Origin of the sequence: Paraburkholderia fungorum (genome assembly GCF_046027605.1) — a bacterium.
Lineage (GTDB): Bacteria > Pseudomonadota > Gammaproteobacteria > Burkholderiales > Burkholderiaceae > Paraburkholderia > Paraburkholderia fungorum_F.
The window spans coordinates 33,935-58,298 of the sequence record NZ_JAQQEF010000031.1; the positions used below are offsets into that span (position 1 = coordinate 33,935).

At 56.4% G+C, this 24,364-nt stretch carries 19 protein-coding genes and 2 pseudogenes; 5 read left to right on the forward strand and 16 right to left on the reverse strand.

The genetic code is table 11. The features are described from left to right. Window positions 1-330 precede the first annotated feature (330 nt). The gene (locus PQR53_RS33290; protein ID WP_408463970.1) at window positions 331-498 is read left to right on the forward strand and encodes a hypothetical protein; all 168 of its coding nucleotides are present in this window, start codon (window positions 331-333) and stop codon (window positions 496-498) included. Window positions 499-551: 53 nt separating this feature from the next. On the opposite strand, the gene PQR53_RS33295 is transcribed toward PQR53_RS33290, so the two are convergent. Beyond that, window positions 552-1,403 carry an H-NS family nucleoid-associated regulatory protein gene (locus PQR53_RS33295; RefSeq protein ID WP_408463894.1) on the reverse strand — a complete coding sequence of 284 codons (852 nt, stop codon included), beginning with the start codon at window positions 1,401-1,403 and terminating at the stop codon, window positions 552-554. Between the two features lie 955 nt (window positions 1,404-2,358). On the opposite strand from PQR53_RS33295, the gene PQR53_RS33300 reads away from it, so the two are divergent. After that, window positions 2,359-3,093 (forward strand): IS6 family transposase, encoded by a 735-nt coding sequence (locus PQR53_RS33300; RefSeq protein WP_408463973.1) that lies wholly within the window; start codon window positions 2,359-2,361, stop codon window positions 3,091-3,093. Window positions 3,094-3,134: 41 nt separating this feature from the next. Beyond that, window positions 3,135-4,070: a DnaJ C-terminal domain-containing protein gene (locus tag PQR53_RS33305; protein WP_408463896.1), complete on the forward strand. Its 936-nt coding sequence runs from the start codon at window positions 3,135-3,137 to the stop codon at window positions 4,068-4,070. 292 nt (window positions 4,071-4,362) lie between these two features. Here the strand turns inward: PQR53_RS33305 and PQR53_RS33310 are convergent. Then, window positions 4,363-4,513, reverse strand: a pseudogene (locus tag PQR53_RS33310) (IS3-like element ISBvi4 family transposase); the annotation flags it as partial. 535 nt (window positions 4,514-5,048) lie between these two features. Between PQR53_RS33310 and PQR53_RS33315 the strand changes: the two are divergent. Continuing rightward, a complete protein-coding gene (locus PQR53_RS33315) occupies window positions 5,049-6,836 on the forward strand; it encodes a peptidoglycan D,D-transpeptidase FtsI family protein (RefSeq protein WP_408463899.1) in 1,788 nt (595 codons plus the stop codon). 179 nt (window positions 6,837-7,015) lie between these two features. Here the strand turns inward: PQR53_RS33315 and PQR53_RS33320 are convergent. The 11 genes and pseudogenes from PQR53_RS33320 to PQR53_RS33370 form a co-directional block, all read right to left on the reverse strand. Continuing rightward, window positions 7,016-7,704, reverse strand: a pseudogene (locus PQR53_RS33320) (IS6 family transposase). Window positions 7,705-8,011: 307 nt separating this feature from the next. Then, complete coding sequence (locus PQR53_RS33325; protein ID WP_408349438.1) at window positions 8,012-8,668, reverse strand: response regulator transcription factor; 657 nt, start codon at window positions 8,666-8,668, stop codon at window positions 8,012-8,014. A gap of 332 nt (window positions 8,669-9,000) precedes the next feature. Then, complete coding sequence (locus tag PQR53_RS33330; RefSeq protein ID WP_408349436.1) at window positions 9,001-10,308, reverse strand: MmgE/PrpD family protein; 1,308 nt, start codon at window positions 10,306-10,308, stop codon at window positions 9,001-9,003. A gap of 49 nt (window positions 10,309-10,357) precedes the next feature. Continuing rightward, window positions 10,358-11,377: an ABC transporter ATP-binding protein gene (locus PQR53_RS33335; protein ID WP_408434220.1), complete on the reverse strand. Its 1,020-nt coding sequence runs from the start codon at window positions 11,375-11,377 to the stop codon at window positions 10,358-10,360. Continuing rightward, window positions 11,374-12,390, reverse strand: coding sequence for an ABC transporter ATP-binding protein (locus PQR53_RS33340; protein ID WP_408349430.1), 1,017 nt, complete (start codon window positions 12,388-12,390; stop codon window positions 11,374-11,376). The genes PQR53_RS33335 and PQR53_RS33340 overlap by 4 nt, the downstream gene beginning before the upstream one ends. Then, the gene (locus tag PQR53_RS33345) at window positions 12,387-13,286 is read right to left on the reverse strand and encodes an ABC transporter permease (protein ID WP_408349427.1); all 900 of its coding nucleotides are present in this window, start codon (window positions 13,284-13,286) and stop codon (window positions 12,387-12,389) included. Before PQR53_RS33345 ends, PQR53_RS33340 begins: the two co-directional genes overlap by 4 nt. Beyond that, a complete protein-coding gene (locus PQR53_RS33350) occupies window positions 13,283-14,224 on the reverse strand; it encodes an ABC transporter permease (protein WP_408463904.1) in 942 nt (313 codons plus the stop codon). Before PQR53_RS33350 ends, PQR53_RS33345 begins: the two co-directional genes overlap by 4 nt. Window positions 14,225-14,471: 247 nt before the next feature. Continuing rightward, window positions 14,472-16,142 (reverse strand): ABC transporter substrate-binding protein, encoded by a 1,671-nt coding sequence (locus PQR53_RS33355; protein WP_408349422.1) that lies wholly within the window; start codon window positions 16,140-16,142, stop codon window positions 14,472-14,474. Between the two features lie 9 nt (window positions 16,143-16,151). Then, window positions 16,152-17,288: an NAD(P)/FAD-dependent oxidoreductase gene (locus PQR53_RS33360; protein WP_408463908.1), complete on the reverse strand. Its 1,137-nt coding sequence runs from the start codon at window positions 17,286-17,288 to the stop codon at window positions 16,152-16,154. Beyond that, the gene (locus PQR53_RS33365; RefSeq protein ID WP_408349416.1) at window positions 17,281-18,723 is read right to left on the reverse strand and encodes an FAD/NAD(P)-dependent oxidoreductase; all 1,443 of its coding nucleotides are present in this window, start codon (window positions 18,721-18,723) and stop codon (window positions 17,281-17,283) included. Before PQR53_RS33365 ends, PQR53_RS33360 begins: the two co-directional genes overlap by 8 nt. Further along, a complete protein-coding gene (locus PQR53_RS33370) occupies window positions 18,720-19,037 on the reverse strand; it encodes a (2Fe-2S)-binding protein (protein ID WP_408349413.1) in 318 nt (105 codons plus the stop codon). Before PQR53_RS33370 ends, PQR53_RS33365 begins: the two co-directional genes overlap by 4 nt. Window positions 19,038-19,681: 644 nt before the next feature. On the opposite strand from PQR53_RS33370, the gene PQR53_RS33375 reads away from it, so the two are divergent. Then, window positions 19,682-20,566: an IclR family transcriptional regulator gene (locus PQR53_RS33375; RefSeq protein ID WP_408349862.1), complete on the forward strand. Its 885-nt coding sequence runs from the start codon at window positions 19,682-19,684 to the stop codon at window positions 20,564-20,566. Between the two features lie 268 nt (window positions 20,567-20,834). Here the strand turns inward: PQR53_RS33375 and PQR53_RS33380 are convergent, their stop codons facing one another. The 3 genes from PQR53_RS33380 to PQR53_RS33390 all read right to left on the reverse strand — a co-directional run bounded on the left by PQR53_RS33380 (window position 20,835) and on the right by PQR53_RS33390 (window position 24,282). Next, window positions 20,835-21,725 carry a DeoR/GlpR family DNA-binding transcription regulator gene (locus PQR53_RS33380; RefSeq protein WP_408349410.1) on the reverse strand — a complete coding sequence of 297 codons (891 nt, stop codon included), beginning with the start codon at window positions 21,723-21,725 and terminating at the stop codon, window positions 20,835-20,837. Window positions 21,726-21,864: 139 nt separating this feature from the next. Beyond that, a complete protein-coding gene (locus PQR53_RS33385) occupies window positions 21,865-22,293 on the reverse strand; it encodes a Rid family hydrolase (RefSeq protein WP_408349407.1) in 429 nt (142 codons plus the stop codon). 1,041 nt (window positions 22,294-23,334) lie between these two features. Then, a complete protein-coding gene (locus tag PQR53_RS33390; protein WP_408434227.1) occupies window positions 23,335-24,282 on the reverse strand; it encodes a LysR family transcriptional regulator in 948 nt (315 codons plus the stop codon). Window positions 24,283-24,364 lie beyond the last annotated feature (82 nt).

Sequence of the window (24,364 nt, forward strand, 5' to 3'; positions counted from 1 at the left end):
ATGCCCGATTGCCCGAACTTGCCGATGCCCGGATGATGACCATTGGTTAGCGGCGAACATTGACCTGCATGACGGTTAACCTGGCCCGCGAGTCATGGGGTGAAGACTACCGGCACTGGCTTGGTGAACTCAAACAGAGGGTCGACCGAGCCCGACTTCGAGCAGTCACCAGCGCGAACCGCGAACTCGTGACGCTGTCCTGGCAGATTGGCCGGGAAATCCTGGATCGTCGGCAGCGATAGGGGGCGCCGGAGTAGTAGACCAGCTTACCCGGGACCTGAAAGCTGCGTTCCCGACGTGCGCAGTTTTTCCCCGCGCAACCTGAAATATATGCGCTCGCTGGCGCAAGCCTGGCCGGACGTGGAATTTGTGCAGCAGCCTGCTGCACAATTGCCTTGGTCCCATCTATATGTACCATGCTGGACAAGGGCAGGGATCCAGAGCAACGAAGCTGGTATGTCGGCAAGACCCTTGAGCACGGTTGGTCGCGGCAAGTAGCCGACATGGGGACAAACTTACCTCGTCCCTATGTGCGTGAGGGGAGTTCGACCTTAGACGTTCACATCGACCGGCGCGTCCGCGGCTTTGACCGCTTCAGCGGTCTCGGGGACGATGTCGGCCGGGCCGCCAGACTTCCTCGTGGAAGGCGTCTTTTCGGCGGCAACCTTCTTGAGGGTAGAACGCTTGACCACGACGTCTGCACCTCGGTTGGCGGCAGCCTTCTTTGCGGACGATGCTGAAGCCTTCTTCGATGCCGTTTTCTTACTTACAACAGGCGACTTCTCTACTGGCGCTTTCTTAACAACAACTTTTTTCGTTGTAGCATTCCTCGCTACGATTTTCGTGGTCGCTACATTCGGCCCGTCTGTCTTTGACGCCGTCGCTGGTGCCGCGGTCGCCCCATCAATCAAGAACTTTGAACGGTCTTTGGCACTTGCCAGCCACGCCGGCGCACGACCGCGTCCCGACCACGTTGCTCCCGATTTTGGGTCGCGATACAACGCCCGTTGCGGGCCACGGACATAAGCTCCCGCTGATTTCGTTTTGCTGGCAGGAGCCTGCTTCGCAATCGCAGGAGGTGCGTCTATCAGAAATCGGTCGCGGTTCTTCGCGGTTGCAATCCAAGCCGGCGCTCGTCCATGTCCGGACCATGTCGCACCGGTTTTTGGGTCGCGATATCTGGCGGCAGATGGAGTGGACTTACCGGTAGGTCGTTGCGCAGTTTTTTGGGAGCGCTGTTTGCCGGGAGCGTGCGCATCGATATCCGCAGCCGTCAAATTGTGCTTTTCCATCAGGTCGCGAATCTTTTCGATGACACCCGATGTCTGCTTCGCAATAAGTGCCTCCGCTTGCTGTTCGAGTTTTCTGATTTTTCCCTGAACTACTTCCAATGTCGTTGCCATGGAGTGGCCCCCTCATGAGTGGTCGCACTATGCCACGGTCGGAAGTAAAAAGGCTAGGGCATCAATTGGACGCGTGGAATGTAACGAGTTGATCCGGCGTGGTAAGAAACGCCTGTGCTGATCCAAGCCGACACTTGTTCTTATTGTGGACGTTTGCGCGGGTCCACAACGAACGCTCCTATTTCGGCGGATAACAACGTGCGCAGCGCAATCCAGATTAGGACGATCGCAAGCCAACTGGCACTTAACCCGGTCCCCCGCGAAGGTTACTCGCGCCGAATTCGCGGATGCGACCATTGATGAACAGGCATGCATCGTAACGGGCTTCGGCAGCGCGACGTCAGCCGCGCTACCTTGTCGCACGCGCGATGCTTCGCATGTCGACGGTGCTGCGGTGGGTTAGGGTGAAGTTTGATCTGATGGAAGGGTGAAGGGGATCAGCATCAAGAGGGGGGCATAGCAGGTATCGCTTTCGATCGATCTTATCAGCGCTCGCCATTGCACAATGTCGCGTTGATGGGATGGACATCATCATCAACTTTTCCCGCTCACGTCTTCGCACTGAATCAGCAGACGTAGTCAGCATCCTTCCGTGCGCGGCAGGCGGCCGAGCGTCGCACATATTACCGGCCACATGAAAGTGAACTTCTGTGTCCCGGCCCTTTTCATCTCCGTCACCCTTGCTAGGATGTGACCCAATTCTTGGCACACCCTTTGCGGCTCTCGACAGAAAATGCAACTAACCGTCAATTTCGCCACTATACTTACTCAACCCCCACCCCGAAGTTATGTAGGAAACGGACTCGGCGGGTCGCGCAAAGCACGGTGCACGCGCTGTCCGCATCGTCATCAAATCACAGATGCTTCCGGCCGCACCTGTGCGTCGGCCAGAAGGACCGGCAATGGATCGCAACGGCGTTGTCAGGTTGTTGGGGTCGTCGCGTCAGATGGCGCGATGAAGAAATCAAAATCGCTGTATCACGGTCACCGTTTCCCCGCTGGTGTTATCAGTTGCGCCGTGCGTTGGTATTTTTGCTTCCAGTTGAGCTTGCGCGACATTGAGGAGTTGCTCTTCGAGCGCGGCGTGGTCGTGACGTACGAGACGATCCGATGCTGGTGCGACAAATTCGGTGCAGGCTTTGCTCACCGCGTGAAAGCGGCCCGACGCAAGACAGGCAGCACCTGGCATCTCGACGAGATGTTTGTGACGCTGCGCGGGGAGCCTTACTTGCTTTGGCGCGCGGTTGATGAACATGGCGCCGAGCTCGACATCCTGTTGCAGAAGCGACGCGACAAGGCCGCCGCCAAACGCTTCTTCAAGCACCTGCTTCGTTCGTGTCCGGTGCCACGCAAAATCGTCACCGACCAGCTGCGCAGCTACCCGGCCGCGAAGGCGGACATCCGCGAACTGGCCAACGTCAAGCATGTGTTCGTTAAGGCCGCCGCCCGGTTAAACAACCGAGCCGAGGACAGTCATCAGCCCACGCGCGAACGTGAGCGTCGCATGCGGGGCTTTCGTGAGCGCAAACGCACGCAGGCATTTCTATCGAGCTTTGGTCCGATCCGGCAGCACTTCGCGCTCAAGCGACATCTGCTGCGTGCTTCGCTGTACCGCAAACAACTCAGCGAACGCTTTGCCGCGTGGCATCGATTCACTGAGCTCACCCAAAATCCGTCGACTGGTTTCTGAGCGATTGCCAGTTATCCTGAAGTCCGCCTGAATACGGCAAGTTGACAAAGCCGTACGAGACTCTGGGTCTCGAGCGCAGCGCGTCTCAGGAGGACGTCAAACGTTCGTATCGGAAGCTCGCGCGCAAGTATCACCCGGACCTCAGCAAGCACACCGACGCCGAGGATCGCTTCAAGGAACTGGGCGAAGCCTATGAGGTGCTCAAGGACCCGGAGAAGCGCGCAGCCTACGACCGCATGGGCAGCGAATGGCGCAACGGCCAGGACTTCCAGCCGCCGCCGAATTGGGACGAGGGCTTCGAATTCCGCGGCGCGGGCAACGAGACCGGCGAGCAAGCCGATCTCCACGATCTCTTCGAGAAGATGTTCGGCGGCGCGCGTGGCGCGCATCCTGGGCAGCAGCCTTTCGATGTGCGCGGCGAAGACCATCACGCGAAGGTACTGATCGATCTCGAAGACGCCTATCGCGGCGCCCAGAGCTCGATTTCGCTGCAAATGCCGGTGATTGATCAACAAGGCCATGTTTCGCTAGAAACACGCACGCTCAATGTGTCCATTCCCAAGGGGATTCGCGCGGGCCAGCATCTGCGACTGAGCGGGCAGGGAGCCGCAGGAGCAACTCCCGGAACCGCGGGGGACCTCTACCTGGAAATCGACTTTCGGGAACACCCGCGCTTTCGCGTGGACGGGCGTGACGTCTCGCTCGAGTTGCCAGTGGCACCGTGGGAAGCGGGCCTCGGTGCGCAGGTTACGGTGCCGACGCCTGACGGTTCGGTCGAGATGACGGTGCCGGCGGATTCTGCCGGCGGCAGGCGCTTGCGGCTCAAAGGCAAGGGCATTCCAGGCGACCCGCCAGGTGATCTGTATGTGATTCTGAACATCGTGCTGCCGCCGGCGAATAGCGACACTGCGAAGGCTGCCTACGATGCGATGCGGCGGGCGTTCAACTTCAATCCTCGCGCGAACTTCTATCGGTGATCATCGTGAAAGAGACGAGTACCACGACCTATTTGCAAGGAGAGATTGTCGATGAGAACGTCGAGTTCACTCTGGTTGAATTGAGCCGGGTGAGCGGAGCATCGGCGGAGGACCGGACACTGTAATTGTCGCGCTCCACCCCGGATAGTTGCAGCCATCCGACCCTTCGTTTCAGGGCACCATCCCGCGCAGAGGATCAATCACGCCAGCAAGGCGCCGCGCAGTCAGAGCCGCGCCGGCGCTGGACCGTACTTGCTAGTGCGACCGCCAGTCGCCGGTCTGCGTCCTGGACGCGTACCTTGCGCTTCTGCCTGCAACGCAGCCCACGCTTTTTTGCGCAGCCTTTTTATGCAGTGAACACCAAACCACACGCCGTGCTCGTCGAGGTGTTTCTGCAAGCATTCGGGCTCGCAGTTCTCATGCGAGCGTTGATGCGCTGCGAGCGCTGTTATCCCTTTCCTGCAAAGGTGATTTCGCCGCAGCGGGCTTCTGCCTTCGCCTGCCACACCCATATCATTCCAGACATGTAACTGCGACCCCGCAGGATGCATATGAACACCCGCGAAGCCGGAAGAAGGAAGTTGAAAGAATGCACGCAGATCGCGCTCTGCTGTCGTCACGACACGAACTGCGTCGCAGAAGAACACTCCCGCGAAGACTCGCGGCCATATAGACGCGCCATGGGGGGGCTGCGTGGTTGGAGTGGCTGGCGTGGCCTGCTATGGCCTCGTCGGCAAACTAACCCCGCCGATTTCTGCGTCCGGGAGTGTGTTTCTTTCCCTCCCCGCACTGCATGTTTCCGGCGACCAGCAGGTACAAGCGCAGTGAGCGCGCTACCTGCAGTCAAGCTCCGCCATAACTCGCCCCGGCCGAGTCACGTACTTTTCTAACCCTGTCGTTTCCGGCGTCTTCATCTCAACCGTTTCGGTTCCTCGGATCGCTTTTAGCTGAATCTGCCAGTTCATCGCGCGAGCAAACATGTCGAACCTGCGTGCCAAGGTAGAGAGTCTCCCGAACCCGGATCGACATTCAGCTAATCATGGGATGCGGCAACACATCACATTCAATCAAACGCCAATTCTGAAGGCAGACGCTTCCCGCCACCGATCGACAATCGTCATGATTCTCATGTCCGTTGCATTCGCTTCCTGCGCGGTGCGGGCCCTCTGGATTCAGGTTATCGATAACAAGTTCTACCAGAAGGAGGGCGCGTCACGAGTTGAACATGTCATTGATGTTCATGCGGAGCGCGGAAAGATACTGGATCGAAACGGCATGCTGCTGGCGACGAATGTTCCGGTGAGATCCGTCTGGGCCGATCCGAAGGCAATTCCGGACGACCTTGAACCCGGAAAACTTGCAATGCTGGGCCGCCTGCTCGACATGCCGGAGCAACAGATCAACGCCCAGATCGACAGTGACAAGACGTTTGTCTATCTCAAGCACCAGGTGCCGCTTGGCATTGCTGGCGAAATCAAGGCGCTGGACATCCCGGGCATCTACCAGATTCCGGAGTACAAGCGCCTGTACCCGGAAGGCGAGGTCACGGCGCAACTGGTCGGCTTTGGCGGCATTGCCGGTGGCGGCGAAGACGGCGTCGAGCTTGCGCAGGACGTGAAGCTGAAGTCCGTGGACGGTACCAGGTTGGCCATCCGCGATAGAGTCGGGCACGTAGTTGAATATCTTGGCGACATAACCGAGCCGCATCCTGGCACCGACATCCAGCTCGCGCTGAACAGCAGCATCCAGTACAGCGCCTTCAACGCCTTGCGATCGGCTGTGACCAGTAGCAATGCGGAAAGCGGTTCGGCAATCGTTGTTGACGGCCACACCGGTGAAGTTCTGGCTCTCGCGAATTATCCGAGCTATGACCCGAACGACCGGTCCGCGCTGCGCGGCCCCGCATTACGCAACCGCGCGGTGACGGACGTATTCGAACCGGGTTCGATAATGAAGCCATTTACCGTGTCGCTCGCTCTCGACCTCCGCCGGCTTACGCCAGATTCGCTCGTTGAGACAAACCGGACCTTCTCGCTGGACGGAGCTACCATCACCGACGACGCAAACTTCGGCACCTTGACAGTGGCGGGCGTGATCCAGAAGTCGAGCAATATCGGCGCGACGAAGATAGCGCTGACGATGAAGCCTGAAGAAATGTGGAATATGTACACTGCGCTGGGCTACGGCCAATCCCCGGACCTCGGGTTTCCGGGCGCGGGTGTTGGTATCGTGAGACCGTGGCGGAAGTGGCATCGCATCGACCAGGCGACGATGTCATACGGTTACGGTGTGTCCGTCTCTCTCGTTCAGCTCGCTCACGCTTACACCGTCTTCGCGAACAATGGCAGACTCGTGCCGCTTTCGCTCTACAAGACGGACGAAGCATCGATCACCGGTACGCAGATTTATACGCAACGTACAAGTGATGAAGTCAGGGCCATGCTGGAGAGTGTGGTCGCAAAAGGTGGCACCGCCCCTCAGGCTCAAGTCCCTGGATACAGCGTCGGTGGCAAGACGGGAACGGCATACACCGCCACTCGCCATGGCTATGAGAGGAACACCTATCGCGCCTCGTTCGTTGGGATCATTCCAATCAGGAACCCAAGACTTGTGATCGCTGTCTCGGTCGACAAGCCTAAAGGTGCCAGGCACTATGGCGGTGACGTTTCAGGCCCTGTATTCGCTGAAATCGCGCAGGCGGCCATGCGAGCGCTGGATGTCGAGCCGGACGAACCGATAGTCGGCACAGCCAAAACCCCGCGATGAAGCGGCACGCGGGCGCCATTCTGTGGATAGGTACATCTTGCGCGGCTCCAACTCGCTTCACGTCACCGATGGCAGTGCAAAGGGCTTTGTCACGTTAAATTGTTCGCGTCGCAGTAGTGCGATGGACGGAGCTTTCCTTAAAAGCCGGACGGGTTTTGGGTAAGCTCGGTGAAACGATGTCATGCGGCAAAGCGTTCGCCGAGTTGTTTGCGGTAGACAGACGCGCGCAGCAAATGTCGCTTGATCGCGAAGTGCTGCCGGATCGGTCCGAAGTTCGAGAGAAACGCCTGCGTGCGTTTTGGGTCGAGAAACCCGCGCAAGCGCCGCTCACGTTCACGCGTAGGTTGATGGCTATTGTCGGCCCGATTGTTCACACGGGCTGCAGCCTTCACGTACACGTGCCTGACGTTTGCCAGCTCGGGGATCCTGGACTTCGCGGCCGGATAACTGCGTAGCTGGTCGGTGACGATCTTGTGCGGCACGGGACACGAACGAAGCACGCGCCTGAAGAATCGTTCGGCTGCGGCCGTGTCGCGCCGCTTCTGAAGCAGGATATCGAGTTCGGCGCCGTGCTCGTCGACGGCTCGCCACAGCACATAAGGTTCACCGCGCAGCGTCACGAACAACTCATCGAGATGCCATGTATTGCCCGGTTTTTGCGGGACAGCCTTGACCCGATGCGCGAACCGGTGCCGAATTTATCGCACCAGCGGCGCACGGTTTCATAACTCACCACGATGCCGCGCTCGAACAGCAACTCTTCAGTGTCACGCAAGCTCAAATGAAACCGAAATTACCAGCGGACGGCACAACTGATGACCACCGCTGGAAAGCGATGTCCGTGATAGAGCGATTTAGAATTCTTCATCTCAAGAATTCTACGCGACCGCCTCGGTAACGTGACAAAGCCCGCAAAGCTGGTCCAACGGGTGGGTCAGAATTCAATGCAAATCCCGGGGGTCAGGATTCCATGCAAATCAATATGCTGTGAGTAGAACCAGAGCTCGACGCATACGTAACTGACGCAAAATCACCATGGACCAATCTCCAACGATTTCAACGAAGCGAGCCATGAACGCAGACCGACTCACTCCAGCGATAAGCGCTAGCGACTGTATTGAATGCGGCGTCCCCGCGCGCGCGACCATATCGGAAAATGCACGGGTGCGTGGCGCTCATTGATGGCCGCCGTGGCCCAGAGAGGGCCCGACACCCAGGGATTCCGCTTTGCGGACAAGGTCCGGCATAGAGCGCGACCTCATCTTCCGCATGACCTGTCCTCGGTGAACCTTGACCGTGATTTCGCTCAGGTTCATCTTAGAGGCAGTTTCCTTGTTCAGCAGGCCAGACAGCACGAAGGCCATCACCTCTTTCTCGCGCGGCGACAGGGATTCATACGAGGCGCGCAGATCGGCCAACGCCGCTTCCGTCGCGAGCCGCTCACTATCTCGCAGCAGCCCGTGAGCCACTGCGTCGAGCATGTCCTGGTCTTTGAAGGGCTTGGCAAAGAAGTCCAGCGCGCCGGCCTTCATCGCCTTCACACCCATCTCGATGTCTCCATGGCCGGTCATGAATATGACGGGAATACGCATGCCGATATTGACGATTTCCTGATGAAGATCCATACCGCTTTTTCCGCGGAACCGCACGTCGAGGATGACACAGCCCGGCCCGGCGGAGTGCGGAAATCGTAGAAATTCGTCAGGGGATTCGAACACCTCCACGCGATAGCCCACGGAGCGCATCAGCGAGCTGACGCCAAGCCGGATCGCGTTGTCGTCATCAACGATGTAGATGACGGGACCGTCGGTTATTGCCTTTTCAGTTGCCATTCGGTGGGGTGGACCAGCAGTCATCAATGGGTTATCTCGCGTAGCCGGGACGCGGTCGTCTCAAATACTCATGTCACATGGCTCACGTCGCAGACGCTCGCGCGGAGCATCGGCGTGATCGTGGAGAACTGCCAAAGGCTCCGCGATGGCGAACGACCAAAAACGACTGGCGATCGTCAGCGGCTCCTCTCGAGAGACTTAACAATATAGTCGGGTTGACCCCGCATCGACTTGCGATACACATTAGCCGTCTAATCTGGGAACACCGTCAGTCTTCGGGATGGTTGCGTTGTTTCGCCCTGTGCCATGACCGATCGCCGCCGGCATCGCATTCAGTGTCCGGGACGCGCCCTAAGTGAAGAGAATAGCGGTCGAAAGCCGTCATCTGTCAACCGCTCGAGTGCGAACAGGATCTCATGCTGTCGATCCGCGTCAAGATTCGCCGCCGCGATCTGGCGAAACTTTGCCGCCACTTGTTGCCTGTTCATAGGATTGGCGACGTCCCCTAACGGAAAGGGCACGGTTAGGCTCTGAGGTCCTTCGCCTTGGTCCAGGATCACACGGCAAGGTGTGCTGTTCGGAAATGTATTGTCGAAATCCTCGTGTGCAGCGAGTTCAATGCGAGCAGCAAGGGACAGTACTTCAGGATCGCGTAGGCTTTCAGGATCAACGGGCTGCAACGCTGCTGCACCTCGGAGAGCCGCCAGCGCGCAACTAAAATAGTAACTGTATTGGCCAGCTTCGAGAGTTTCTGGTGCGCGCTCGTTTGCCAATTTGAGGCCACGTGCGAAAGTTTCGATACGGAGACTGTTAATCGGCTTTCCTGAATGCCGCAAAGCCAGAATCCCATCTACAGCCGCGTGCATGTAACGACAGCATGCATATGGCTTGAGATAGCAGTCTTGCAGCAGCCAGCGCTCACCCAATCCACCGGTGAGCACCGACCGTTTGAAAAGTTCGTCCCGGTCAAGGAGATCACGCGGGCCCGTGCCGCCCGCCTTCGCGCGAAATGCAGCGGTCAGGCCGGCCACCACGGCGGGAGGAATCATTTCTTTGACGGTGCTGCCCGAAGTAGATCCAATTGGCCCCTCGGCGCCAGCGATTCCCAGTGCGTGCGCGAGCTGGAGCGCATTAAGGCCGAGCATCCAGCCGGCGGCGGCGGCAACGCCGTAATTGACCCAGCGGCCGCTCGCGTAGGTCTCTATTGTTGGCGTTGGGCGAGCAGAGGCAACCCGGAGGCCCACATCGTAGCCCAGAGCCAGGGCGTCGAAGATGCGTTGATCGGACACGTTGAGGGCTTGGCCAATTGCAAGGACAGCAGGAATGATCCCAGCTCCTGCATGCCCAGCCGCCCCTCGATGGCCGTCGTCGATGTCAAGGGCGCTTGCAGCCGCGGCATTAGCCATGGCCGCTCCAGCAATACTGAGCGCGGGGCCAGTCAACCAGACGTCTGCCTGGCCTGGACCAAATATTTGTTCGCTTGCGTTCCTTGCAGCTTTAGCCAGTTGCGAATTCAGCCCGCCCGCAGTCGCGCCGATGAGATCAGCAACCAACAACGAGCAAGTCTCGCGAGCTTGCTGTGGCAAGTCACCATCTTTATGACTGACCACAAACATCGCAAGTTCATCAATAGCGTGCATTGCTGTTCCTTCTATGTTTATGCACTTTCAAGTGGAAAGATTTCTGGTGTTAGACGTTATTTCCAGAGCTCGTCGCCGATGCATTGCCGTCGCTAGAGACAGTCGACAAGGGGAAGTAGCATGCCACGCGTCGCCCGGAGACAATTTCATCAAGACTTGGCATTTCCTTCCTGCACCGGTCCGATGCGCGTTCGCAGCGTGGGTTGAACGAGCAACCTGGCGGCATGCGAGTCGGAGAGGGGATCTCTCCCTTGATCTTGGAAAGCCTTATGCGAGCTTGTGGATCCGGGACAGGGGATGAATCCTTTAGAACACGAGTGTAGGGATGCGCGGGTGTGTCGAGCAATGCACGGGTTGGCCCACTTTCGACGATTCGGCCTAGATACATTACGCTGACCGTGTCGCAGAATTGACGCACGACACCCAAGTCGTGCGACACAAAAACGAACGACAAACCGCGTTCTTTGCGAAGCTTTGAAAGCAATTGGAGAATCTGCGCCTGCACGGACACGTCAAGAGCCGATACAGGTTCGTCCGCAATGATCATGTCCGGGTCGAGAACAAGTGCACGCGCGATGCCGATACGCTGGCGTTGACCGCCTGAGAATTCATGTGGGTATCGGTCGAGGACGTCGACTGGTAGGCCGACTTCGCTCAGCGTGCTGGCGACCTTGTCAGCGATCGAGCGTCGATTTCCCCGACCGTGCACGCGGAGTGGCTCTTCCAGCGTCTGACGAACAGTACGGCGAGGATTTAGCGATGCATAGGGATCCTGGAAAACGATCTGAATACGTTGTCGCAACGCGCGCATCTGTGACGTCGTGGCCCGTCGTACGTCGATTCCATCAAACAGAATTGAACCGGAGTCGGGCTCCATCAAACGCAATAACATACGCGCAACAGTCGATTTTCCGCAACCGGACTCTCCGACTAGGCCCATCGAGCCGCCCCGTTCGACTGTGAACGAGACTTCATTCACTGCTCGCACGGTCTTACGTGGCGCCCCGAACAGGCCACCACCGCTAGTGAAATGCTTGACCAGATTCTCTACGCGCAAAAGCTCACTCATAGCGACGGCTCCAGATCATTTCGCGATTGTTTCAACACCACTGGACAGCGCACCATATGACTATCATTGTCGTCAGATACAGTCATCAGCGCTGGGTGCTCTAGTTCGCATTGGGGTTGCCGGAATGAGCACCGTGAAGCGAACGCGCACCCGCGAGGCATTGCCGCCAACGTGGGCGCTCTACCGGGTATGCCCTGCAGCTCGTCGCTGTCAAGATCTACTCGAGGCATTGCCTGCAGTAGAGCTCGCGTGTAGGGGTGAGTGGGTTTAGCGAAAAGCGATTCAACGTCGGCCAATTCAACAATTTCGCCGGCATACATCACTGCAACCCGATCGGCAATCTGGGCGACGACGCCAAGATTGTGGGTTATGAAAAGGATGGACATCCCGTGCGCGGCCTGCAGTTGAGCCAGCAGCGCAAGAATTTGGGCCTGTATCGTTACGTCGAGGGCAGTAGTGGGCTCGTCAGCCACCAGTAGCTTTGGCTTGCATGCGAGCGCCATGGCAATTAAAACGCGTTGTCGCATGCCACCCGAAAACTGATGGGGAAAGTCGTTCAGGCGACTCTCCGCACCGGGGATACCGACTTCGCGCATTACGGCGAGTGTCTGCTCACGGGCAGAGGCTCGAGAAACCTTATTGTGTTGGCAGATAGCTTCACTGATCTGATCACCGACGGTCATCGTTGGATTTAGGGATGTCATCGGATCCTGAAAGACCATCGCGACATCGTTTCCTCGCACGTGTGACATTTCTTCTTCAGAAAGCGACGTGAGATCGCGCCCCTCGAGAAGAACGTTTCCACTCGTGTAGCGAGCACCGAAAGTCGGCAACAGCCTGAGAATCGAAAGCGCTGTCACGCTTTTTCCGCTGCCGGACTCCCCGACGAGCGCAATCGTCTCGTTCTTTGCCACTGAGAGTGACACGCCACGCACGGCTTCGTGCCATTGCTTGCGAATACGGAACTCAACGTGCAGGCCTTTAAGTTCCAGAACTGGTGAATCGGAGTTCATTGACCTTCTCCACGCAACTTGGGATCAAGCGAATCGCGCAAGGCATCGCCTAACAGATTCAAAGCCAGCACCGTAAGCAAGATGGCCATGCAAGGGAAGACGATCAACCACCAGGCATCCAGAATGTGATCGAAACCTTCCCGTATCATGTTGCCCCACGTTGCGATTGGGGGCTTCACGCCAAGTCCTATAAAACTAAGCGACGCCTCGGTGCGGATCGCTGAAGCCATCCACAAAGATGCAAGCACTACTACATCCGATGCTAGGTTGGGCAGAATATGTACGAACATCAGACGTATTGGCCCAAACCCAAGAGCTCGGCCTGCGTCAACAAAGTCGCGCTGCTTGAGCGAGATTGTTGGTGCTCGCGCGATTCGCACAAAGGGAGCGATCTCTGTAATGGCGATCGCGAAGATCAGATGTTGGAGACTTGCGCCGAGCATAGCTGCTACCATCAATCCCAATAGCAGTGTTGGGAAAGACAACAGCACATCAACTAATCCCATCAGGAGTTGATCAACCTTTCCGCCCACATAGCCAGCAAGTATGCCTAGGGACGAACCGATAAGCATGGCGATCGTTACTGCAACAAAGCCGACCGTCAGAGAGATACGTGCACCGTAGATCAGACGCGAAAGGACATCACGACCGTAACTGTCTGTTCCAAGGAGGAAGTCCGACGATGGCGGTTCCAGTCGATAGACGATGTTCTGCTCAAGCGGATCGTGCGGTGCAAGCCAGGGAGCGAAGATCGCCGCTAGCACGATCAACGCTAGCACGGTCATGCCAATCAAGGCGATCCTATTGGAATAGAATGCCCGCCACAGGCTGATAGGCCGGCCAGCTGAGGAAGGTGGCAGGGCTTCAGAATCTTGGGTAGATGCGTTGGTGCTCATTTGTATTTCACTCGAGGGTCGACCCATCCGTAGGTCAGGTCAGTCAACAGGTTCACCACGATCACACAACTGGCGAATACGATCATGAGTCCCTGCAACAATGTGTAGTCACGCGAATTCAAAGCGCCGAGGATCAACGTACCCAGGCCTGGCCGATTGAATACGATTTCGGTCAATACGGAGTTGCCGATCAGCGTGCCAAAATAGACACCGACTACGGTGATGACGGGGATCATTGCGTTCCGAAGAGCGTGACGCAAGATCAGTTGGCGCGGTCGCAAACCCTTAGCGCGCGCCGTGCGCATATAGTCCTCGCTGAGCACCCCTAGCATCGAAGAACGAGTGACCCGCGTTACATAGGCCGCCATGATCAGCCCTAAGTTAAGGGCGGGAAGCACGAGACCCCGCCATTGGCCCCAAGGACTGCCGGAGGTGGAACTGCCGATGACTGGGAACCAGTGAAGCTCGATAGCGAATACCAACAGCATCAGAATCCCCGAGACAAAACCGGGAAATGACAGTCCTGCCATCGACAAAAGACTGCTCATGTAGTCGGGCCATGATTTTCGACGAATCGCCGCCCAAATGCCTATTGGAAGGCCTACTACAACGCCGACAACAATAGACGCGACGGTCAACTGAAACGTCCATGGCAGGACCTCAGCAACTTCGGTCAGAACGCTTCGTCCGTTGGACAGCGAATGGCCGAGATTACCTTCGAGGACGTCGCGCAAAAAAAACAGATATTGGACGTACATTGGCAGATTCAGGCCCAGTTGGTCTCGCAATGCCGAGAGGGCCGCAGCGCTCGCTTGATCGCCCAGGATGGCGACGGCAGGATCCCCCGGCACCAGGCGCACAAGCACGAAGATGGCTGTCAACGAGGCCAGCAATGTACAGATGGCGAGTAACAGTCGTTTGATGATAAAGAGCCTCATGTCGAAGCCTCCGTGAGACGCGGTTCGATCAGACCTTGATCGATGGTCTGATCGATGAAAAGCACATGTACGACAGGCATATGCAACATACTGGTTTCCACCGTTGTCAATGTCTTCATTCCAGCGTCAAGCGCCAGATGTTCAATGGAACTCGGTAAGGTAGCGCTAAATCAGCGCAACCATCTAGCGAGTTTTCTTGTTACCGTACAGACGAACCTGCAAAGACTATCCGACCGAATTGATAGCCTTATTGGGCTTTCAGCGACGTGTTTTCAGTGATCGGCGGGGCAAGATTCATTGAACCTTTCAGATCGTATCCATATACAACCCGATCGCTGTGAGCCCATACTTGCAATTTGTCAAAAAGCGGTACCGAACAGACTGCATCGTGGATCTTTTGTTGCGCACTTTTCCAATAGGCCAACTGCTTGGCAGGATTGGGCTCGACACGCGCCGAACGGATGTCCGAGTCTGCAGCGGAGCAATGCGAAAAATTGGACATTGCCGTGGGTGTATTGACCGTAGACGTAGAGTCGAAGAATTCAGTCAGCCACGTGTCGGAGTCAGGAAAACGCGCTGCACCATATAAAACAAGCGCACTCATATCTTTCCGGCTTTGCGCCTGATAGGTCGAGTGATCGACGACCGTCATGTCGAGCTTGATCCCTGCCTTTGCGAGTTGTGCCTGTACGATCTCCATCTCAGACTGCAAATCCGACAGGTTGGAAACGATTGACTTGATGGTGACACCATTCGGGTACCCAGCCTCAGCCAACAGTCTTTTCGCATCAGCGATGTTGTACGGATATGTTCCGGCCGAACAGTCGACGCCCAGGTAGTTGGGAGGCACGGCCGAACAGCCCTTGGAAGCTACGTCCGCGCCGACATAGTGAACGAGCTCGTCGAGATTGATCGACTCCGCCACTGCTTTGCGTACCTTAATATTGTTAAGGGGCGGCATTCCAAGGTTAAGGAACAAGCTATTGAACTCACCAGGCCGGAAGATGTCGACGTGTGTGCCGCTGCTTTTGCGGACTCGCTCCACCCAACGTTGTTCTCGTTTTCCGTAGATGATATCGAGTTCGCCGGAGGTGAACGCCAGTTCACGATCGCTATCCGCGGGGATCATGCGGTAGGTGATCCCCGCAAGCTTAGGCTTGCCCCGAAAGTACGATTCGTTTGCCGCCAACTTTACGAATTGCTGTGTGACATGTTCTTTGAATTCGAAAGGCCCGGTACCTACTGGGTGACTTCCAAACTGGTTGCCGTACTTCTCGGCGGCTTTCATGCTGACAATGAGACCACCGTGATAATTGGAAACACGCCCAAGGAAAGTCGCGTCCGGGTACTTCAATGTAACTCGCACGGTGTACGGATCCGTGGCCTCGACCTTTTCGATAAGGGTGTAGTTTGCTGCATAGCTCGACCTTGCGGGATCCGCTGCGCGCTTTAGGGAATAGACCACATCGGCTGAAGTTAACTCGCCCCATTCACCGTGAAACTTGACGCCATGGCGAAGATGAAACGTCCAGACTTTCTTGTCGCTCGACGCGTCCCAGCTCGCTGCAAGATCGGGTTCAAGGGATTTTGGGTCGGCACTACCCGGCGCAAAGCGTACGAGCCCGTTATAGATCTCTGCAACCATTCCAAGGTCACCGATCGAGGTGGCCCGGTCCGGATCAAGTGTTAGTACATCCGGTGCACTAGAACTGACGCGGATGACGGGGCGCTGATCTGTCTGCGCAAGCGCGCCGATCGGAACAATACTCGCCGTGACAAGCGCAAGCATTGCAGCCAGGCTGTTCCATGAGGACATAAGCTGGCGGACGTTCAGAAGACCCCGCTTACGCCGAATCGAAAGAGCAATAGCCGCGCGAGAAGAGGCGGCCCGCACCTCAAACAATTTAGATAAGTTCATCGTGAGTTCCTAATGATGATTTGCGGGTTGCAGCAAAGATGACTCTAAGAACCTGTCAACTGAAAAGGCCGAGAGCGGCGTTTCGGTCTCACCATCAAGAATCAGATCTGCCAACACTTCGCCAACGCCGGGAGCCAGGAGAAAGCCGCCGCCTGAGAAGCCAAATGCATGTAAGAGACCAGGGGTGGTTTTGCTTAAGCCGATAATGGGGTTGCTATCAGGTGTCTTGCCCTCCACGCCGCTCCAGGTTCGGATAAGCAAAGCGTTTCGCAGAGCCGGTAACATTGCGCAAGCCTCATGCATTGCCGCAAGGGTGATATCGTTGGACGGTTGCGCGTACTCCCCGTTGCCGCGTGCTCGGCCTCCACCGAGCACCACATTTCCCCGCTCGACCTGGCGGGCGTAAAACCCGCCGCCGTACGCCCCCAGGTTGACTGTGATGAACTGGGGCAATGGCTCGGTAACCCACATGTTCGGATACATCGGTTGCATGGGTATAGTCTCTTCAAATTGCGCTGCGACACTGTTCGCCCACGCGCCAGCCGAATTGATGAGCCAACGGGAACTGACGCGCCTATCACCCGCCATCATCTGGAAATGCTTTCCGTCGAAGCTGCAATCCTTGAGCTCAGTTTGTTCCCAGACATCAGCCCCGGATGCGCGCGCAGCTTGTGCGAAAGCGGGAGAAACGAGTCGGGGGTTTGCGTGTCCGTCGCTCATGCACAGCGATCCGCCGACCGTGGCATTCCCGAGCCACGGATAAAGCCTGCGAAAGGCGGGGCCTTCCAGCAACAATGTCTCAAGACCATACTCTCGTGCCATAAGTGCCCAGGCACTCAGCCCTTCGAGGTCTTCGTCGCGTCGAGCCAATCTAAGATGGCCCGAAACGACAAACTCGCCGTCGGTGCCGATTAGTTGGGGAAGGTCGTTCCATACGCATCGCGCACGCATCGCAAGCGGCATCTGTTCTTTGGGGCGACCTTGGCAACGCACACCGCCATAGTTAACGCCGCTCGCCTGTGAACCACAAAATCCACGTTCAATCAAAACGACGCGCATACCTCGTCGAGACAAAGCAAGTGCAGCAGACGAACCAACGAGACCTCCGCCAGCAATAGCGACGTCATAGTGCTGTAAGTCACTCATCTCGGTCGCCCTCCGGAATGATTTCCAAAGTATCTACATTGAGTTCCGGAGAGATTGGTATAGGCTTGATCGGTGACTGACTCCGCAATCTGCCTACTTCTTCGGGTGTCTTTCCCAATTCCTCCGCGAGCAGGGCAATTGCGGCCTCACCACACATGCGACCTTGACATCGACCCATGCCGACGCGGGTTAAGGCTTTTAACCGGTTTATCTCCGTCGCCTGGCCGCTACGAATGCAGTGACGCAGCGTGCCCGCGGCGATCTCTTCGCAGCGACAGATGGTGAGGTTGTCAGGCCATGCACCGGCTGGATTCTTCGGTGGCGCGAAAGCCGTTTCGATTCCCGAGCGGAACACCGCAATCCTCTTCAACTTTCGCTCGAGGGTATCAACGTCGGAAGTGCCGTCACCCCGCGAATGAGCAATGCCAAGATCACTCAAAAGAGCCAGGCCGACACGGCGACCTGCGAGTTCCGCTGCATCGGCGCCAGCTATTCCAGCTCCATCTCCCGCCAGATATACGCCAGTGACCGAGCTGCGGCCGGCGGAATCTTGTTCGGGTAGCCAGCAGCAATTTAATGTGTCGTATCGGAAACGACAGCCGGCGAGGTCGGCCAGTTGCGTTTCAGGCCGTAGGCCAAAGCTGACACCAACAGAGTCGCAGTCGATCCATCGAGCGGAAGCTGATGTAGCCGCATCCTTGTTTCGTTTCCAACGGACACCACTGATCGCCCGCTCTCCTTCGAAACTGATCAGAGAAACATTGAACTCGATCCGAATGCCCTTAGCTTTTAACCAGCTAAGGTAGTAGATACCTTTTGCGAGGGTGGCAGGTTGCCGCGATAACTTGGGTAGCGCCATTGCTTGCCGCAAGAACGGACTGGTGTCGAGTACTGCAACAACATTCGCGCCTGCCTTACAGTACTGGTACGCGACCAAATAAAGGAGAGGGCCTGTCCCGGCAAGAACTACGTTACTTCCGATTGCGCACCCCTGTGCCTTAAGGGCAATCTGAGCCCCGCCAAGCGTGTAGACGCCCGGCAAAGTCCAACCCTGCAGAGGAAGCACTCGGTCGGTTGCGCCGCTGGCGATGATGAGATGCGAAAACGCAACTCGCCCTGGGCGGCCACCGCTCAGTGTTTCCACGTGACCTGGCTCGCATGCCCATACAAGCGTTTCGGCGCGATAGTCAACTTTGGGCAAGAGCGCGGCCATAGCGGCGTGGAGAGAATCCGCTTTGGCGGCCTCAAATCCATACAGGTCTTTCTTCGTTCTCCGGAAGCCAGCGTTCGCAGGTGGCTGGCGATAGATCTGACCTCCCCAAGTGGGATTCTCGTCAATCACGATAGGTCTGATTCCTGCGCCTACGATCGTTTCAGCTGCACGGATCCCGGCGGGTCCTGCGCCAACGATTACAACTCGAGGTTCCGCGCTCATTGTGCGCCTCCAGCTGAATCGGCTGTGTTGTTTGTGATGAGTCGAAGACCTGCACGCAATGGCGTCGAGCAAGCTCGTAATTTAGTACCGTCCTCACACCGGACCCAGCAGTCCTGACAGGCGCCCATAAGGCAAAACCCTGCGCGGGGCTCACCGCTGAATTCAGCGTGACGCAAATAGCGCTGATTACTCAGTATGGCGGTGAGAACGGTGTCGCCGACCAGCGCGCGAAGCTCGACACCGTCAAGGTGGAAAGTGATAGGAGCGCGCACCGTTTCGGACACGCGGACTAGTTGCTGTTTGGACTGGGGCATTGCATAGCTTTAAAGGTAATGACTAGCGACGACGTACAACGGCCCGAAGCTGGTCTGATGTGCTCGAAAAATCGAAAACAAATGACCTAGAAAATTTAATAATCCTACAAATGCAGCAGGTCGCATTTGATTCTGAACGACTATTAGCATTACTTACGACATGTTCGTTTTCGCTACCACAACTCCTTGAAACTGAACAATATTCGCACGCTGGGCTATTTAGGAAGTAGCGCTATGGGAGACGCTCGCTCAATGTTGACCGCAGTCGTCCTGGACTGGGTCATGCAATGGTGTTCGAGATCAAACGTGTCTGCTTCTCAACGCACTATTGCTCTGATGTTTGGATCTGATTGCCTGTTCACTTCCTTAGACAAGCTCGATCCGCCAGTTTGAACTTCCACATGCGCGGGTCCTCGCTCGGCTAATGTAGGTAACTGTAGGTAGCCAAATCGTCATAGTCAACTAGGTATTTCCACTCAAAGGATTTAAAATCAATAAACATTCGATAGATGGAATATATGTTGGTATATATGAAGAATAATTTTGACAGGTGGATGATAAAAGAAAAGGCTGTTGAGGTAAGATGTGCCAAGACCTTGTCGGTTCGACCGGCGGAATGTGATGAAATGCTTAAAGGCAATGAAATGAAATCTGCGGAAGGAGCGGCCCCGGGATCTGTTGATTCCTCCGATACGCCCGGCGTCGGCGTTATACATAGATCCTTTGCGATTATTCGGACACTGGGGTCCTCCCAACCGGACGGTTGTCGGGTGACCCAACTCGCGAAGGTGCTCAGGCTAAGTCAGCCCACGGTCCACCGCCTCCTGGGTGCGCTTATCGAGGAGGGGATTGTTGAACAGGACACTGGCACGAAGCGATACCGGTTAAGCGTGGAATTTTTCGCAATGGCCGCTCAGGCTGGAAATCCGAACGGGATGCGGGAACTCTGTAGGCCCTCTTTGTTGCAACTCTGTTCCAGTCTCGGGGAAACTGTTTTTCTGCTGGTCAGGAGTAACTTTGACGCAGTCTGTCTTGACATGTGCGAAGGGCCTTTTCCAATCCGCACGTTCACGGGCGACATCGGGGGACGGGTTGCGCTGGGGGTGGGGCAGGGAAGTTTGGCGATACTCGCGTTTCTTCCCGAAGACGAGAGGGAAGAGATCATTCGTTACAACGTTCCTCGATTGCGCGCCTATGGGGTACTCGATGAGGTGTACTTACGCGCGGAGATCGAACGGACCCGGTCACTTGGTTATGCGGGCCGCAACTCCAGTTTGCTGGAAGGCATGGCGGGGGCGGCAGTGCCTATCCTGGACCGTTCGGGCCGCGCGATTGCTGCATTGAGCATCGGTACGCTTGCCACGCGGCTTGACAATGATCGCTTGCCGGTGGTGATTGATTTGCTGCGCCGCCATGCGGACAAGATCGGCCCGCGGACCAATCCGTTTAACGTTGGCGTGGGCCGTTCGCTTCACGGCTTGTCACGCAGAAAAATCCAGCCTGATGAGGTGCAGATAACCTCAACTTGATCGCTTTGTCGAATCATTTGTTGGAACGACATTGCTTTTTTGGCATCATACAAAAATGCCGTGCCGTCCAATAAAAGTAAATGTGCGCCAGCGGCGCTTGTCACCGAGTCTGCCAGACGTGCAAAGAATAGCTGTCTTTAAACGTGTCCTTCTTCGTGCGCGCATAGATAACGCTCAACAATGCACGACGGCACTCAGCGTTTTGCCCTTGTTCCTGGATAAGTGGTGCGGTGAAAAGCGCAATTGAGAATTGCTGGAGCGCCGCCGGTCAAGTGGTCTTTGAAGATGTGTCATCTGCAGTCCTGGGAACCGTGCGCGATCCATTGAGCGGGACGCGGGTCACCTTGACGCCGTTATTGCAATACTGCTGAAACTCATGGTCGGCCAGACCATCATCAGTAATGATTTCGTCTACAGCTGTAACGTCGACGACGTTGTGAAATGCTCGCCCGGCAAATCGACTACTATCGATTAGCAGAAATGTTTTGCTCGCTGCGCGGATCATTGTTCTTTTGAGGGACACTAAATCTAGAAAAGTGTCAGATACGCAATGTTCGTCAACTGCTTGCGCCGAAAGATAAAAATGGTCGACCCGAATATCGCGTAGGAAAGATAATCCGGGCTCCCCCAAGAGGGTATAGGCGCGAGGTCGGCACTGCCCCCCGGGCACAATGAGCTTCACGTTTGATTTTCGCGTCAACAGGTTAGCAACTAGAAGGTCACTCGTGACCACTGTTAATGAAAGATTGAGTTCCGCAACGACCTGCGCAAATTGATGCATCGTTGAGCCGGTGTCAATAAGAATGCTTTGCCCATCGGATAGGCGCGTCGCAGCCTCAACAGCGATCGCATGCTTTTCTTCAACCGCTGTGCCACGCGCTTCATCTATGCTCGGCTCGTATGTCGAACGCTGACGGATGCGGACCGCACCTCCATGCGTTCTTCGAAGCACGCCGCGAACCGCCAGAGCATCCAAGTCTCGACGTATTGTCGACGCCGACGTTTTGAAGATGCGGGCAAGTTCTTGATTCGAGGCGCCAACGTTAGACTGGAACCAATCTGCCATCCGCTGTTGCCGCTCAGCCTGGATCATGTCCTCCGGGATGTCGGGAGGCGGTTCTTCTGTATTGTTCTTGCCATTCGCGTCGCTTTCCGTCATTCGAGTAACCTCTGGGGCAAACTAAACTGTGATTTTGGAAAGATACACGAAGTGCTCCTGCTCTCTCCGACGGTCAATTGAAGACGTACTCGATTCCTGGGAATACGCTGACCGGCTGATACGGCCGGCCAGCGCCACACTATAGGGTGACCCGCAATCTTTCCGTTTGGGCGGCGCCGGCACCTCGATAAGCGGTCACTTCGATCTCGACGAGATAATCTGGACCTGCGAGGGGTGTCGCTGTGACGGTGCTGGCAGGGTCGATTCCCTGGAATTTTTCTGCGACGACCGCCACCACAGCAGCCTTATGTTCAAGCTTTGGCACGGCAACGCGCACACGCACCACGTCAGCGAGACCTGAATCGACCGCCTTCAAAGCACCTTCAATGTTTGCGAAGCACTGACGTGTCTGTTCCGTCGGATCGGACGACATCTCGCGTGTCTGGTAGTTGCGGCCTGCCGTGTTGGACACGAAAACCCAGTCTTGTACTACCACGGCCCGTGAGTAGTTGTTCTTGTCTTCGAAGATGCTGCCAGACTTCAATTTTTGAACCTTCAGATCTGCCATTTGATGAACTCCTGGTGGAAGTTTGTGGAAAATTTTGTATGAAAGCGGCGGTTCGCTATCGGACGCGCGTAGCTGGAGCGGCTGCTCAAGCCTCTTCGGTGAAGGGGAAGGCCCCTATGAGGGCGTCCGAACAAAGCTCGCGATAGTTTCTTGGATGAGAGACTATGACTGAATGATAGTGGTTTCGAGCTCACATGTGCTCATTTATATTTGGAGTTTACCTTTTGTCGTTGAAAAGTAACGCTTTTTGAAGTGACATGGTGCGCTCGGCTGCTCATTCGTATCGATTTTGTGATAGAACGTGATCGATTTGCTCATATCAATCGAACTCGACATAGAACTCCCTGACGGGCTGCAAGCCCTTGCCAGTCAAGGAGCGTCCGGGCTCCGCGTTGCATCTCGTATCAATCAAAATTGACTTGAACTTGCAACTTTCCAGGAAATTGAACTAGGGTTGGAGCATTGCTGTCGTCCCGACTTGCAGCAATGCGATAGCCTGTTCTGCACCCGTTCAGCGTCTTCCCAAGCAGACGCTGTCGCGTCGGTGACGGAGCCAATAGCTGACTTCTGGGTCGTCCGTGACGGAGCAGAACAGTGGCTGATCATTAACGACAATGTCGAGCAAGCCGATGCTCATGGTCCGCAAGTAGCTGACCAGACCACCCGATCTGTACCTTGCGTCGAAACCGAGCAACGATATCGAACGCCATTGCAGCTGGATTCAGAACTGGATGTCATTACTTCCCTATCTGGCAACCGGGAGTCGCCTGATGGGATTCCGCCCAGGCGCAGATGGAGCATGCCGCGCAGGTCTCCCTTTAGGAGTGCCACGCGTGCGCTTGTTCAAGTCACATCGGTACCGGTGCCCATCGCAATTTCCACGTTGGCCTGAGCGGGAGCAGGCGCATCGTCGACACCGTCGCCCGCCATGGCGACAACATGACCTTGCTGTGGCAACTCCTGAACGCGTTTGTATTTGTCCTGAGGCAGTACGCCAGCTTTGACTCCATCGAGCGCCGTGGAGGCGCGGGATTTAGACCATCAGCTCAGCGGAAAGCCGTCCACGAATGTGTCGCGCAGATGAGCTACAAATCGGCCTATAGCCCGCGGGACCTGCGAGGCGTACGGCCTCACCACGAAAAGCTGGTCGGCAAACGCGCCTGTTGGACGCCAGTCTTCAAGCAATATCTGCAACCGTCCCTCCAGCACCGCTGTCTGCGCGGTGAAATCGGGAAGCAGCGCAATTCCAAGGCCGTCCAGCGCAGCGTCGCGAAGCGACTCGCTGTTGTTCGCCGCGAATGGGCCGTCCACTTTAACTACCTGCATCGACTCGGGCGCCCGTTTCTCCGAGGTCAGTTGGAAGGTCCATTCGGTGGCTCCCCGCGCGCGAGGATAAAAAAGGCAGTCGTGTCGCGCCAAATCGGCGGGATGTGTGGGATGCCCGCGTTGCTCCAGGTAATCACGGGTCGCGACAATCACTGACCTGGTCTCGCACAGCTTCACCGCGACATGCGTCTCGGGCACCTGAGCGCTGTGTCGGATAGCCAGGTCAAATCCCTCAGTCGAGATTGAGCTCAGTCGATCTGAGACCTCGAGCTCGACCTTGACCTCGGGGTTTTCCCGCAAGAAGTGGGACATCTTCGGCACCAGTTGCTGACGGGCGAATGCAACAGGCGCCGTGACTCTGACCAGGCCGCGAGCCACTCCGGCCATTTCTCGCACATTCAAGAAGCTCGATGCAATCTCTTCGAACTGTGAACGGGTGCTTTCGACGAGCCTTTCTCCTGCATCAGTGAACCTCACGCTACGGGTTGTTCGCTGGACGAGCGCAATGCCGGCGACCCTCTCCAACTCGGCAATCTTCTGGCTCATGGCGGCTTTGCTGACGTTCAGTCGCGCCGCTGCCCGCGTATACGAACCCTGCTCAGCCAGCACGATGAGCCAGTGTAGATGAACCCACAGACCTTCCACGTTCTGTATTCCAGTCATGCGATTATTCACCCGGGAAAACAATTTGTTTGGGATTTACGGCTGTTCGACCCAGTTTCACGCCCCTAAACTGCGAACACTA